Annotated in this window: 20 protein-coding genes; 4 read left to right on the forward strand and 16 right to left on the reverse strand. The window is 60.8% G+C overall.

The window, feature by feature from the left end; translation table 11 throughout:
* Positions 1–210: 210 nt before the first annotated feature.
* The 13 genes from ACFT9I_RS27135 to ACFT9I_RS27195 all read right to left on the reverse strand — a co-directional run bounded on the left by ACFT9I_RS27135 (position 211) and on the right by ACFT9I_RS27195 (position 8,257).
* Entirely contained in the window at positions 211–513 is a 303-nt protein-coding gene (locus ACFT9I_RS27135; RefSeq protein WP_382568396.1) for a hypothetical protein, read from the reverse strand.
* 28 nt (positions 514–541) lie between these two features.
* On the reverse strand, positions 542–940 hold the full coding sequence (locus ACFT9I_RS27140) for a hypothetical protein (RefSeq protein WP_382568398.1): 399 nt from the start codon (positions 938–940) through the stop codon (positions 542–544).
* A 679-nt stretch (positions 941–1,619) separates the two neighbouring features.
* Positions 1,620–1,868, reverse strand: coding sequence for a hypothetical protein (locus tag ACFT9I_RS27145; RefSeq protein WP_382568399.1), 249 nt, complete (start codon positions 1,866–1,868; stop codon positions 1,620–1,622).
* Positions 1,865–2,173, reverse strand: coding sequence for a hypothetical protein (locus tag ACFT9I_RS27150; protein ID WP_382568401.1), 309 nt, complete (start codon positions 2,171–2,173; stop codon positions 1,865–1,867). Before ACFT9I_RS27150 ends, ACFT9I_RS27145 begins: the two co-directional genes overlap by 4 nt.
* 289 nt (positions 2,174–2,462) lie before the next feature.
* Positions 2,463–3,143, reverse strand: a complete 681-nt coding sequence (locus ACFT9I_RS27155) for a replication-relaxation family protein (RefSeq protein WP_382568402.1) — start codon at positions 3,141–3,143, stop codon at positions 2,463–2,465.
* 105 nt (positions 3,144–3,248) lie between these two features.
* Positions 3,249–3,671 carry a hypothetical protein gene (locus ACFT9I_RS27160; protein ID WP_382568404.1) on the reverse strand — a complete coding sequence of 141 codons (423 nt, stop codon included), beginning with the start codon at positions 3,669–3,671 and terminating at the stop codon, positions 3,249–3,251.
* A gap of 249 nt (positions 3,672–3,920) precedes the next feature.
* Entirely contained in the window at positions 3,921–4,565 is a 645-nt protein-coding gene (locus tag ACFT9I_RS27165; protein ID WP_382568406.1) for a hypothetical protein, read from the reverse strand.
* A gap of 89 nt (positions 4,566–4,654) precedes the next feature.
* Entirely contained in the window at positions 4,655–4,903 is a 249-nt protein-coding gene (locus tag ACFT9I_RS27170) for a hypothetical protein (RefSeq protein ID WP_382568407.1), read from the reverse strand.
* Complete coding sequence (locus tag ACFT9I_RS27175) at positions 4,896–7,085, reverse strand: type IV secretory system conjugative DNA transfer family protein (RefSeq protein ID WP_382568409.1); 2,190 nt, start codon at positions 7,083–7,085, stop codon at positions 4,896–4,898. The genes ACFT9I_RS27170 and ACFT9I_RS27175 overlap by 8 nt, the downstream gene beginning before the upstream one ends.
* Positions 7,082–7,240 carry a hypothetical protein gene (locus tag ACFT9I_RS27180; protein ID WP_382568411.1) on the reverse strand — a complete coding sequence of 53 codons (159 nt, stop codon included), beginning with the start codon at positions 7,238–7,240 and terminating at the stop codon, positions 7,082–7,084. Before ACFT9I_RS27180 ends, ACFT9I_RS27175 begins: the two co-directional genes overlap by 4 nt.
* Before the next feature lie 190 nt (positions 7,241–7,430).
* Positions 7,431–7,670 (reverse strand): hypothetical protein, encoded by a 240-nt coding sequence (locus ACFT9I_RS27185; protein ID WP_382568413.1) that lies wholly within the window; start codon positions 7,668–7,670, stop codon positions 7,431–7,433.
* Positions 7,671–7,685: 15 nt separating this feature from the next.
* Complete coding sequence (locus ACFT9I_RS27190) at positions 7,686–7,895, reverse strand: hypothetical protein (RefSeq protein WP_382568415.1); 210 nt, start codon at positions 7,893–7,895, stop codon at positions 7,686–7,688.
* Between the two features lie 11 nt (positions 7,896–7,906).
* Positions 7,907–8,257, reverse strand: a complete 351-nt coding sequence (locus tag ACFT9I_RS27195) for a hypothetical protein (protein WP_382568417.1) — start codon at positions 8,255–8,257, stop codon at positions 7,907–7,909.
* 164 nt (positions 8,258–8,421) lie between these two features.
* Here ACFT9I_RS27195 and ACFT9I_RS27200 point away from each other — a divergent pair, with 164 nt between their 5' ends.
* On the forward strand, positions 8,422–9,654 hold the full coding sequence (locus tag ACFT9I_RS27200) for a hypothetical protein (protein WP_382568419.1): 1,233 nt from the start codon (positions 8,422–8,424) through the stop codon (positions 9,652–9,654).
* Between the two features lie 148 nt (positions 9,655–9,802).
* Positions 9,803–10,048 carry a hypothetical protein gene (locus ACFT9I_RS27205; protein ID WP_382568421.1) on the forward strand — a complete coding sequence of 82 codons (246 nt, stop codon included), beginning with the start codon at positions 9,803–9,805 and terminating at the stop codon, positions 10,046–10,048.
* A 97-nt stretch (positions 10,049–10,145) separates the two neighbouring features.
* Here ACFT9I_RS27205 and ACFT9I_RS27210 read toward each other — a convergent pair whose 3' ends face one another.
* From ACFT9I_RS27210 to ACFT9I_RS27220, 3 genes are read right to left on the reverse strand one after another with little or no spacing between them, the layout of a single operon-like run.
* The gene (locus tag ACFT9I_RS27210; RefSeq protein WP_382568423.1) at positions 10,146–10,340 is read right to left on the reverse strand and encodes a hypothetical protein; all 195 of its coding nucleotides are present in this window, start codon (positions 10,338–10,340) and stop codon (positions 10,146–10,148) included.
* A gap of 2 nt (positions 10,341–10,342) precedes the next feature.
* Complete coding sequence (locus ACFT9I_RS27215) at positions 10,343–10,909, reverse strand: ATP-binding protein (RefSeq protein WP_382568425.1); 567 nt, start codon at positions 10,907–10,909, stop codon at positions 10,343–10,345.
* Positions 10,910–10,913: 4 nt separating this feature from the next.
* The gene (locus ACFT9I_RS27220; RefSeq protein ID WP_382568426.1) at positions 10,914–11,546 is read right to left on the reverse strand and encodes a recombinase family protein; all 633 of its coding nucleotides are present in this window, start codon (positions 11,544–11,546) and stop codon (positions 10,914–10,916) included.
* A 213-nt stretch (positions 11,547–11,759) separates the two neighbouring features.
* Here ACFT9I_RS27220 and ACFT9I_RS27225 point away from each other — a divergent pair, with 213 nt between their 5' ends.
* Together ACFT9I_RS27225 and ACFT9I_RS27230 are read left to right on the forward strand one after the other, a co-directional pair.
* The gene (locus ACFT9I_RS27225; protein WP_382568428.1) at positions 11,760–12,644 is read left to right on the forward strand and encodes a helix-turn-helix domain-containing protein; all 885 of its coding nucleotides are present in this window, start codon (positions 11,760–11,762) and stop codon (positions 12,642–12,644) included.
* A complete protein-coding gene (locus ACFT9I_RS27230) occupies positions 12,641–12,853 on the forward strand; it encodes a DUF397 domain-containing protein (protein ID WP_382568430.1) in 213 nt (70 codons plus the stop codon). The genes ACFT9I_RS27225 and ACFT9I_RS27230 overlap by 4 nt, the downstream gene beginning before the upstream one ends.
* The last annotated feature ends 202 nt before the right edge of the window (positions 12,854–13,055 follow it).

The following is a 13,055-nucleotide window of genomic DNA, read 5'->3' on the forward strand; positions in this document are numbered from 1 at the left end:
CGTGGGTAGGTGCGTGGTAGAAGCGCCCGACCCAATCGGTAGCCGGCCAGAGGCTTAAACTCCTCCACACATTCTCAGTTAACGCGCCGTCAGCCCTGGCGCGAAAGGGCCGAGAGACCAGGGCCAGAAAGCCGACCTCACCGCATAATTCGACCTGATCCATCTGGCAACTATCGCAAGGCCCGCCCATTTCAAGCGGCGCATTTTCAGTTACCTCTTCTGTACTTCTACAAACTCGGCATAAGTGCTCAGCAGGCGATGCCACTGCCAAAGATCGTGCGTATCACTGTCGAGGCCAGCGAGATGCGATGCCATCTCGTCAAGTATGGGATCGTCTTCGGCGTACGGGTGCGTTAAAAGAACGTGCAGAAGCGCACGGCACAGCTCGTCGGCTACGCCTTGCTGTACCTGCTCATCAGTCAGGAGAGGAAAGCGGGGATACAAACGTACGACCCAAGCCGTCATTTCGGCCGGGGTCGCATTTGGCGCTATTGGTTGAAGTGTGTCACTCATACACTCTCAGTGTATTCCTAACGCGTTATTATTTCCACCATTCCGGCTCGGGGTCGCCAGAGAGACGGCTGTAGAGGACAGTACCATCTACATCGCGCGCATAGAGGAGCTTGCCCGTAGCGGTATCGGTAGCGATGTGAATTTTCTTTTTGTCGTCCTTCTCGCCGACAACCCCTTCGAAGTAGTTCGATTGGACTTCTCCCAGCCTGTTCTCGCTAAGCGTCACTTTCCACCAGCGGGGCGGCTGCATTTGCGTGAGGGCCAAGCGACCTACCTGACGTGCTCGTCGCTCTCGTTCTTCTCTCTCTGCTTTAGCCGCCAAAATCGCTGCTCGGTTGTGGCGGTACGAGGTTGAAGCGCCGTGTTTCATCGACCCGGCAGCTTGATCTCTCAGCGCATTCTTGACGTCGTTCCAGATCTTGCCCATCGTCCCCGCCCCTAGATCTTCGCGTATGCCGCGTAGCTGACAGTTAGTCAGCATAGTGGCATAGGGAGCAAATGGATACGACTGTGACAGACCTGTCTGTGTCGTCTCAGTCTTGCAGCTTGATCCTTCTCGATGTGTTCTGCCGTCCAACGTGGATGTATGTCCGTTCCACGGAGAAGCGAGAGCCAAAGTAAGGGCGGCCTTCAAGAACGGTGCCGGCACTTCGGTTGGACGAGAGGGGCCGAACTCTTAGCAACGCGGCACCAACGAGCGCCCGTCTGCCCCGTAGATGGCCACGACCTCAACCGCAGCCGGCCCCGGCCGTGAGTCGGCGGCAACCAGCCCGCACGTCCTGGCGGTTGGATGTTCGTGCCCATGCGCGTACCGCGGGGGTGGCGAAGAAGCAGCCCACCTACCCCGAGGCCGGCGGCGGCCGTGGGTGCCGCCCATCAAGAACACCCCGCCAGTGGCGGGGTGTTGTGGTTCCAGGGGAGGAGCAGCGCCAGGAGGTCGCCGCGTCACTGCCCGGCGACAGCGGCGAGGGACACGCACAGTCCAAGCACGACAGCGCTCGCCACGAGAGCATCCTCGCCAACCGACCGGGGCAGTGTCGGCCGCCCGTGATGGCGACGCACTACCGTCACGCGTCCGTGAGGCGTACGCGACATCCGCCTACATCTCACGGGGTGGGCTCCAAGTGGTCAAGGACGATAGCCCAGGTGGCCTCGCGGCTTCTCCAATCCGTTAACCAGAACTCACCGCAGTTATCACAGTAATAGCCCTTTATGTCGTCGGCATCCGCCATGCCCTCGTCGCAGTAGTCGCCTGTGTTCATCGAGCCGTCGGCGTTCACTCCCCAATAGCTAGAAACGTTTATGGCCATCTGTAAGTCCTCGCGCGTGCATGGCCGTTTCTCTGCGACAATCATGCTGTTGCCCTCGGTGCACGCCTCGGTAAAAGCTGTTCCAGTGACCCAATCGTTCTAATGAACATCCACGCGTTGTAATCCGTCATCGGGTCGGACTCGTCGTTCTCCGGCTTGAAGGCAATCACAGACACGTCGGCATCGCTAGCCAACGGCGACGGGGAGCCGTAGTCCACGGCTTCAATGTCGTACTGGCCTATCTTGCCAACCAACCGCACTACATGACGGTTGTCCTCGCGCGGGCGTGTGTCTACCTGGCAGGCGCCACCAACACTCTCGATTTTGTTTGCTATGTTTTGGATTCTCATTTCGTCATTCTCCTGCGCCGCAGAAAACCAGTCCAAGAAGGCTGAGCTTCCGGCGCTACTTATATTGCTATTGATTCCTTGCGTTCCGTTACTTCTTCTTGAAAAACACCTCCTTGCCCGAAGCGACAGGAGGTGCTATAAATAGCAATGGTTTTGGCTACTAATTCTAGCCGAAACCCGTGGGAGTCCTGTCGCAAGCAGGGCTCTTACTTTATGTCTTTATTATGCGCCTTTCACCCCTGTTATTCAATACTTTTAACCCCCGTTATCGTCGTACTATTAACAACGTCTAAAGTCGCATCAATTCCGGTATCAGTTCCCCAATCAAATACACCCTCAGCATCGCCTGTTGCTCCTCTGGGAGCTGCTGGAAAATGCGACCGAGTTCGTTCTTCCGTACCTGCTGCCGCACCACAAAGACCACGTACGGGAAGTAGTCGGCCGTGCTCACCTCGACCGCCCGCCAGTACCCGGCGACCTTGTCCCGGATGCGCGCTGGCTGCTCGGTGCTCAGGTCGATCTCCAGGAAGTACGCGCTACTGCGTCCCTGCTGCGGGAAGTCCAGCGCCACGTACAGATCAGCGCGGACACTCGGCGGGACGCGTCGTTCCACCTCCCAGGCCGTGACCGCGAGGACGCCCGCCTTCTCGGCTCGCCGCAGTTCCACGTAGGTGTCAGCCATCATCAAGGCGTGGTTGTTCACGTTGGGCGAGAGGCGGCCTTCGACGTCCAGGAGGAGCCGCCCGGCGCGGCCGAGCTGGTAGACGAACGCCCCCGCCCCGCCCTTGTCACCAGGAGCCCGCCGACCAACCCGCGACAGATACCCGAGCCGCACCAACCGGCCGAGAACCTTGTCCGGTACGGAGTGCGACACGTCAGCGAACAGCAGCTCTACAAGGTGAGTCGACGCCACCTGAGAAAAGGTCTGGGTGAGCGTGAGCACGTCGTAATCGCGCTGGGTCAGTTCCAACGTCCGTCCTACGTCCGGATAGGCCACGGTGTTTTCGCTGGTCAGGATGGCTACAGGTACAGGGGTAGACCTACGGTCGGCCTACCCCTGGCCTCCGGGGTTCGCCTACGCGGGGTACTTCATCATGAAGGACTGCACCCCGTCGATGAACTGCCGTACCTCGTCCTTGTCGTAGTCGGCGTAGTTCCCGTGCGCGGCCTTGTTGCGCAGGCCCATCCAGTAGGTGACCTTCTTCTGTTGCAGCCCGTCGTACGCGCCGGCCTTCGTGAGGTCGGCGTTCATGGTGTCGGCCTTCTTCGGCCTGCCCGCCACTGCGGTGGTCACGCCGTTCTTTACGCACAGCGCGCGCACGTGGACTTCGAGGGACGTCCCGGTGATGACCGCTGCCGCGTCCTTGTAGCCCTTAGCGAGCAGTCCCTCCGCCATCTCCAAGTAGTCGCGGTAGGTATCGGCGTGCACCAGCTCGACGACCGATTCAACCCACCCGACAGCCAGGTCATCCCGCAGTCCTAGGGCGACGGTGCGCACTTCTCTGAGCCGAAAGGGCTGTGCCTTGCTTCGTGCACTGGCAAGCTGTTTCATGTATATAGAGTTCGGTCGCGTGGCTCGCTCGATCGCGGCTTCAAGCCGGTTGCTGAGAACGATAGGGTCGTCTCCTGCGCCAGCCAGAAGAGACCAATCTCTATTCTGTGCGTAGTTTTCAGACGCTTTGATCAGGAAGTTGAGCTGATCGACTACTTTATCAACGTTAGCCATCTCGGTCCTTTCGTCTTCGTGCTACGCCGGATATTTGATCATGAAGGCACGCACGCCCTCGATGAACAAGCCAACCTGATGTTTGTCGTAGTCGGTGTAGTTGCCGTGGGCCGCCTTGTTGCGCAGATCCATCCAGGCCGTGATCTGCTTCTGCTGTAAACCGTCGTAGACACCAGCCTTCTTGAGGTCGGCGTTCATGGCATCCGCCTTCTTCGGTGCACCGTTGGACAGTTCGGTGTCGACGCCATGCTTGGCGCAAAGGGCGCGCACGTGAACTTCGAGAGACGTACCAGTAATGATGGCGGCGGGATCTTTGTAGCCTGCGCTTATGAGCGTGTCGGCCATCTCCAAGTAATCGCCATGCATGTCAGCGTGAACAATCTCAACAACCGAGTCTATCCAGCCGTCTTTGAGGTCGTCCCGGAGTGCCACCGCTATATCGTAGATACCGTCAAGAAGGCCGCGACCATAGATATTCGAGACGCGCTTCTTGTAGACCGAACCCGGTGGAGCAATCCGATCAATGGCCGATTCGAGTCGGCCGCACACTACTTTCCCACGTCGCAACCAGACTAGTTCTTCACGCCAGTTGTTATGTTGGGTCACCTCCTCGGCTCGAAGAATCAGCTCATCCAACTGAGCCACCATCTTCTCGATGTCCGTCAACGACCTACCTCCGTCTGCGAGTTGCCAAGATCCGAACAGATCAACCTACAACAGGACGGACCAGGCGAGCCACTTGGTTTCGGGATCTTCTATTCGAGCGCTTCCATTTGGGTCCGCCAGGCTTCGGCGACACGCGCCGACGTGTCGAGCTGGTGCTTCATCGAGGCGGACCACTGGCGGGTTCCGCTCTCGATCATCCCTTCAAGCAGCGGGTCGTCATGGTGACGCCGACCAAGCCGTTCCGCGACGGCTTCAACGTCGTGGAGGACGTCCCCGAGGTACTCAATACTCCGCTGGAGGTACGCCAGTTCCGACAAGAGGTTCTGCGCGCTACGCATCGCTTGAGCCCATCGGGCCACCGAAGCGCGGTCGCCTCGTAGAAGCTGCCGGGGCCGGCCGACCGCCACGACGCCGCTTGATCTCCTCGTCCACCTCGACCGCGGGGCGGGCGTAGGTAGCGCGCGACAACCGCCGTGCCTCACTGGCCTGGCCGGTCGGATCAACCGGCGGCAGCGTCACCCCTGTAACCGGCGTACTGACGCCCTCGCTGGTGGAAAGGCGCACCAGGACTTCGTACTGCCTCAAGTTGACGAAGTCCTCCTCTTTCACGCTGCGGCCAAACTGCCGGATGAACGAGCGGGCTTCGTCGGCGCTGGTCTGGAACACCACCGTCGAACGCGCATTGTTCTGGGTGGCGTCCTGGAGTTCACGCGTGAGCTGCCCGAGGAACTGATGCGCCACCGTCATGGCGAGGCCGCGTGAACGTGCTTGGGCGAACATGTCGGCCGGTGCGAACGGCAGGTTGACGAAGTCCTGAAACTCGTCCAGGTACAGCATGGTTGGTCGGGCCGGATCAGTCGCCCCGGCCTGTACCGCGCTCCACACGGAATTCAGCAGCAGGCTGCCGAGGAGTCGAGCCGTGTCCTTGCCCTCGGTGGCGCGGGAAAGATTGACGAGCAGTATCTTGCCGCTCCGCAGGATGTCGGCCAGATCCACCGTGCTGTGTGACTGCCCGATGATGTTCCGGATCGAGCGCCGGTTGTTGAGCTGCCAAATGCGGTCCATCACGGGCTGGAAGTGCATGGCCCGGCTGCGGTCGTCAATCCCAGCCCACCACATCGCCAGTTCCTCGATGTGCTCGACGCCGCGAATCAAGCGGCGCGAGAATTCCACCTGATCCGCTCGTGGCACGGCCAGTGCGCCGAGATCAGCGAACGTCATTGGAGCCGAGGTTCCGGCGCTCATCATGAGGGTGAGGATCAGGTGGTAGAACCCCTGCCGGACGCGGACGCCTCGGGCATCCTGCGGATACAGATGGTCGAAGAGTCTTTGGATGTCGGCGGCCACCACAAAGGGCGAGCCCTGCAAGATGTTGAAGCCCACCGGGTGATCGGCGTCGCCCACGTCGAGGACGACGACATCGTGGAGCCGACGTTCAGGAACTCGGTCGAGCGCCGCCTTGAAGAGGTCGCCCTTGCTCTCGATGAGCACCACTCCGCGACCGGCGTTCATGTCCTGATATATGAGATTTGTAAGCAGTGTCGTCTTTCCCGTACCTGTCGGCCCGACGACTTGCGCGTGCCAGGTCGACTCTTGCGGGGACAGCGCCAACAACCGCGTGCTACCGGGAAAGTTGGAACGTGCGACAACCCGGCCCGTCCGTGAGATGGCGCCAGTCGGGGCGAGCTGGCGTGTCCGGCCGCGTGGCAGCCCCGCGATATGCGGTGCCCCGATGGGCCACGCCAACAAGCCGACCAGTTCCGGCACCGCGAACCGTCCCGGAAACAAGGTGGGAACGGCGGCCTGGTGAACGCGCCCGATTACCCGCTTCGCCGGGGTGAGCCGCCGCGTGAACCGGTTCCGCCCACTCCCCGCCCCCGTGAGACTGGAGCGCATCTGTGCAAGGAGCTGGTTGGCGCGTGCTTCGCTTCCGGCTTTCACGGCCAGGCGCAGTACACCGAGAAAGTTGGGTTCGCTGAGCTTCGCCCGCTCGTCCGTGATCCGGTCGCGGTCAACCCTCGGCGTCAGCCGTCGTCCCGGTAGTTGGAACTCGCCTGCCTGCTGGGGTGGTCGTTCTCGCACGGCCGGTGACAGCACCCATTGCAGGATGACGGCTTCACCACTCCCGAGCGCCTGCATGTTGGTCAGCAGACTGGCGGCGAGAGCGTCGGCGTTCTGGATGCCGAGCCCGCGCCGCGGATCGGACGATCCAAGCTCCACCGCGGTCGTCCACTGGTGGACGGGTTCATCCGTCGGGGCCGGCTGCACGGTAGAACCGGGAATGAGCGAGCGCAGCTGTCCGGTCACGTAATCGGCCAGCCCTTCCGGGACGCGGAGCCGGTGAACGATGCCCGCTTCACTCGCCTCGACCTCGGCGACGATGGCCGCCACACCAAGCAGTCGCCTCGGCCCGCTGGTAAGCGTGCCACCCAGCGCGTGCAGCCACGCGGTCACGTGCTTGTCGTTCAAGTCGGCCGGGAACGTCAAGAGGAACGGTTTCAAGCGCTTCATCTCTTTCACCACCGCGTCATGCGGTAGTAGATGAAGCCCATGACGAGCACGACGGCCAGCGCGCTGACGATGTACGGCACCAACGGCGCGATGGCGATCCACAGCGCGTTGATCGTGAGGGCGGCGAGCAGAAGCAACAACAGGAAGTTGCGGGCCTTCTTCACAGCAAGACCTTTCTCAAAGAAGACGCTGACCCTCGGTCGGGGCCGGCGGTGGGATGAGGGGCGACGATCAACCACACAGCCCCCGCTCGTCTGGTCGCACGGTGTTGGTGTGGCGTTGGCCAACGAGTGGCTGCCTTCACCTACGAGCGACGAGTCGAGCGGGGGCCGGTGTTCGTATAGGGGCCGTGAGTTACCGACGACGCCGGGCGCGTTCTTCCTTGTCGAGGTCATCAAGCACCTCGCGGAAGAGGTCGGCGTCGCTGGTGCGACCGCGCACGATGGTTTCTATCTCGCGCTTGCGCTGCGCCTGCTTGGTTCGTTCGCTTGACGAATCAAGTCGAGAAAGCACCCAAATCGCCAGAATGATCAGGATGACGGCGGTTACACCGCCCCCGGCCCCCTGGCTGCCATCACTGACCGCTTGGTACATGGAGAACAGCTCTCCTTACTTGTTTCGGTGATCGCGGGCGATGTCGCGCATCTGCCGCATCGTGTCGTGCTTGCGGTCGCGCATGGTGATGTACGTGTCCATCGCCTCGCGCTGAATGGACTGCTGTCGCTCCTTGGCTTCCTCCCGGCGGACCCACGCTTTGTCCCAGAGGACAAAAACTCCGCCGAGGAGGCAGCCACCAAGAAGGCTGAAGATGAGATCCATACTCACGCTGATCAGATCCCCAGCCCATTACCGAAGTTCCGAACGTCACGGCCGGACTGGCGCGCAAACTCCTGTACTACCTTGTGGAGTTCGACAGCGAGGTACGGATTACCGGCCGCCAATTGCTCGGCCAAGCCCACCACGTCGCTGATGTCGTACATGACGTTCTGGGTCAGACGCAGGCGCAGCGCCTCAGTGAACTCCTGCTTCTGCGCCTCGTACAGCAGGTTCGTCCGGTCACGCTCGGCGCGGGCCTGGAGCGCTCGCTGGTCCTTGGACGGACGCGCCAACCAGCCGCCGCGGCCGTCCTGTTGTCCACCTCCGCCAAGCGTCAGATCACTGCCCATAGTGTTGTCCTCCATCTCGCTGTTAGTGCTGGATCGGTTGATCCCCACATCAACAGTTGGCCGGCGAGAGGGGTCTGGTCACTGCAACGGGACTGCAACGACCCAGCTTGCAGCGCCGTTGCAGTAGATCCAGCGGGGCATACTGCGAGACAGAGACAACGGCCGTGAAGGAGTGGAACGTGGGCTTCTACGAGCTGGCGGTGACTGCCGTTGGTGATCTACGTAAGCGGCAGGGATTGACGCCTGACGCACTTGCCAAGCAGCCGATGTTGTTGGAACTCCTCGGTACGGAGGATGAGTACGAAGGTGTCGAGCGGCTGACCAATCTCGCCAACCATCTTGGCGACGACCAGGACGCCAAGATCCTCCGAGCGTCGCTCGCCGTCGGTGTGGATCGCTTAAAGAACACGACGGCTAGACGCAACGCGGCAAGACTGGACGGGACATTTTATGGCAGCGAGCGCAGCATCTTCGACGCCGAAAAGCGTGCCATTGAACGCCTCGTAAAACTACTACTCAAAGAAGCTGGCCAGACTGAGGCCATCAACCAAACACCTGCCGCAGTAGAGGAGGGGGAAGCCTCAGAAGACGAGGAATCTTCGACGCCACCTGCTAAGCCCCAGCCAAGCAGGCGGCACTGGCTTACTCCGATTGCCGTCGTAGTTGTTAGTGTTTCCATTCTCTTGATCCAAATATGGCCATCGGGCTCAAGCAAGAATGGTGATCAGAAACGACCCCCCATCGCATCGCCCGTTACGATCCCCGTATCGGAACTCGATCACACTTCGACGGGGTGGGGGCCTGAGCGCAAGATGTACTCCGTCAATAAACCGGCGCCATACGCGGCATTTAATTCACTCGCTGACGCCTACAGCTTTGGCGATGAACGCGAGTTTCTTTTGTGTCACGACAAAGATGAGAAGGAGGTTAAAGAGCGGCGCTGGGATAATCGCATCGCGGCCGAAGACGGACACTATTACGACTGCTCTGCCTGGTTCTCGAATGCGGTAGCGCCGAACTTGGACAAAGGCAATTCTGCGGCGCAACTTCACGACGCGCGTGCGGAGATTCTAGTTCCTCCAAAAATGCCCCTCTACAACCCCGGCTTGGTTGCGCAGTTCACCGCCGAAAATGCGCCAACGGTATGGGCTACGTGCATCTTCCTGGCAGAGAAGCCGCTAAACATTTACTACATACCGGAATCGAGTTTCCTTACGACTTGGGGCACGAGGAAAAAATATGGCGGCAAAGGGTTGCAAATGTCCGACGGGTTGAATAGTGAGCCCTCGGGTGGAATCGCTGAGACCGGCGGTGCGCTGATTGGCGACAACAAGCAAGACGGTATTGTGAGGCAAGCTAGCGGATGGGTGCAGTTCACAATTCTTGTTGAGTTCGCTGACAAGGTTGGTTAGGGCGCGATTCGCTATGCCCCTCAATATCTAGGGTGTCGTGAGTTGAAATCGCTTATCCTTGCATTAATTGGCGAATCCTTCATAATTAATGGCGACGAAATAGATTCTATCCTTCGTCAAGATGTCGTCATTCATGAAGGGAACACTCGTGAGCAACGAATTTGACCTTTTCGGTCAGTCGCCCGCCAACGCCACCCATTTCATGCAGTTGGTGCAGAGCGGCGCGCCGACCGCGACGATCGTGGACCTGGCACTGCCCGGCCGTGACGTTGCCACCAGCACTACCGACCCGCGCGAGACCGTCGAGCGATACCGCTCGGAGGGTCACGCCGAACTCGCCGACACACTCGGCACGTTCCTCAGCGAGGCGGGATTGACCACCAACAACGGCTGACGCCTAAACGCGTCAGTCATCACCACCCCGCTCCGCAACGTCGAACACCCCGCTGTCCGTTGTGGACGCGGGGTGTTCTTCGTTTCGTTTCTCCAAGCTATCTCGGTTTGTGCTTGGATTTGTTCGCACTGATTTCGTCCAACACCTCACGGAACAGGTCGGTGTCTTCCGGTCGACTCTTGACTATCTCCGCTATCTCATCTTTTCGCTTGGCTCGTCGTGCTGCTGCTTCCCGCTTGTCGTATCGGGAAAGCAGCCAGAGCATGAGCACTATCAGGAGGATGGTGGACACGCTCACAGGTTGTGCAGCCCTTCCAAGATGCGCTGCATCAGCGCGGTGTCGACTGTTTGTTTCGCGGCACCTTCCGGGACGCGCACATGCGCGGGCACCCGGTGCGGGAGTGGCGGCACATCAACCGTCAGCGTGGGCGGCGTAGACAGTTCCAACTCAGCCCACACGACCTTGCCCCCGGCCGGCGGTCGGGAGGTTCCCCACCTTTTCGTCAGGGCTTCGACGAGCAGAAGACCGCGCCCATCTTCGGCGTCCGCGGTGGGGTGCTTGGTGCCAGGCACTTCCCCGCTCCTGTCCCACACCTCGACGTACAGATACATGTCCACGACGCGGAGCTGCACGCCGAGGATGTGTTCCGCCTTGACGTCCGTCCACGTGGGTGTGGTCGTCTTCGGCCCAGTTGCCGTAACGGCATTGGTGACCAGCTCGGAGACGACGAGCAGCGTGTCGTCCATAACGTGCGTCGCATCCCACCACCGGAGCGTGTGTGTCGCGAAGGCTCGCGCACAGCTCGCGGCCGAGGGGACAGCGGCGAGCGTCAGGCGATCCCACGCGCGGAGCAGCGTCATGGTGCTACTTCCGACCGGCTGCGTGCTGGTGGCGAGGGAGTTCATCCAGCGCATGCACGGTGGTCGAGAAGCCGAACTCCAACCGGTCGAGGAGCGCCCGTTGAAGCGGGCCGTTCTTGCTCAGATGTTCCAAGGACGGGATGAACACGTCGCGCGCACCAGTCGAGCGGATCGACTCGACCAGCTCGTTGAAGGCGTTGATCGAACCGCTCGCGAACTCGTGATAGATGGCGGTGAGTTGGAGGCCCTGCGCGGCGGCGGAACGCTTCATGTCCTGTTCCAGCGCCACAGCCTTACGGTCGTCGGCGTCAGACAGGACGCGCAGGTAGCCGTAAGCCAGTGGACGAGCGGGGTTCGTTTTGATGGCGTGAACGTCAAACTCACGGCTACCCGCCACCCCTTGAAGGTGGCCCAGCGTGGGAACCACAACAACGTGACGCGTCTCTGTCCGCGCAAGTTCCTCGACCATGGCAGCGAACCCCGAGCGTGAGCCGCTTCCGACATCCCGATAGACGGTCGCCAAGCTGAAACCCTCGCGTTCGGCGTAGCTCTTGAGTGCGCACTCCTGGCGCGACGTCTCGTCGTCCGGTTGCCCCGACTCGATATGCATGTAGCCAAAAATCAGCGGATTCATCACGCTTCGCTCTCCCTCGCCATGCCTGCGATCACATGGCGTGTTCGCGGCGGTCCTATGGGTTACTGAGTGAAGCACTGGATGAGTCGAATATGCAACACTCCAGATTGGAAATCTGGGAGTCACGTTCTCGAACGCATATCTCCCATTCCACATTGGACAGATTCGGGATTCCATTTCGGATGTAAGATTGGTTCCAGATCGGAGGTACACCAAGTGGTGGAAGTGGCAAGCGGCTCGACCGTGCCTCGCCGTCAACTGGGGCGACACCTACGTGAGCTGCGCAATCGGGCGCGGCTGACCGTGCGGGCGGCATCAACAGCCCTGGAGTGGTCGGATCAAAAGATCTGGCGCATCGAGACGGGCCAAACGTCCATGCGCAGCCTGGACGTTGAGACCATGTGTCGTGTGTACGGCGCGGATGCCGAGTTGACCAAGGGCCTGATGGGTCTGGCCAAGGAGACGAAGAACCGGGGTTGGTGGCACTCCTACGGTGACGTGATCCCGGAAGGCTTCGACCTGTTCATCGGGCTGGAGGGTGCAGCGGCCAGCCTGCGGCAGTACATCAAGGATCTGGTACCTGGCTTGGTGCAGACAGACGACTACGCCCGTGCATTGATTCAGGCGGACAACCCCGACGTTGATCCCGACGAGATCGAACGGCGAGTGCATGTCCGACTGGCACGTCAAGAGCTGCTGACCAGGGTGACTGCCCCACCTACCCTGGAGCTAGCGCTTGGTGAAGCGGTGCTCCGTCAACCGGTCGGCGGCGGTGAAGTAATGGCTCGCCAGTTGCACCGCTTGGCCGAGACGATGGAGCAGCCGAACGTGTCACTGCGGGTTGTGCCGTTCGCGGCGGGCTTGCATCACGGACTCATGTCCGGCCCGTTCACCATCCTCGACTTTCCTGTCAACGGTGACGGCCAGCCGATGGAGCCGACCACCGTCTACATGGAGGGCTTCACCGGTGATCTGTACCTCGACAAGCCGCAAGAGATCGAGCGGTACGACCAGGCGTTCAAGTCGATCTGGGACACGGCCCTGGACGCCAAGGACACTCAGAACATGCTTCACCAAGCGGCAAAGGAGTTTGCGCGATGATGAGTTCAGACCTCACGGGCGCGGTGTGGCGTAAGTCCAGCCGCTCCCAGAACAACGGCCAGTGCGTGGAGGTCGCGTTCCTCAACGATGGCCGCGTCGCCATGCGAGACAGCAAGGACAAGGGAAACGGCCCCGCTCTCGTCTTCACCCCTGGCGAGTGGGCGGCCTTCGAGAGCGGCATGGTGGACGGCGAGTTCAACCGGCCGTAATCATGCGGCCGGCGGTTCGCCCATCAAGAGCGCTCGACCTGATGCCAAGGTCGGGCGCTTTTTGGTGTCGATCTTGCAACGTAGAAACACCGAACCATGCCCTGGCGGCCTGCCCCCGTTGCGTGGCTGGCCGCCCGACAGGGGCTCTGAGCTGCTGAGACACCCCTCTGAGAAGATCGATTGGGGTCGTCCGCCCCTGACG

Source organism: Streptomyces sp. NPDC057137 (genome assembly GCF_042670825.1).
Classification (GTDB): domain Bacteria; phylum Actinomycetota; class Actinomycetes; order Streptomycetales; family Streptomycetaceae; genus Streptomyces.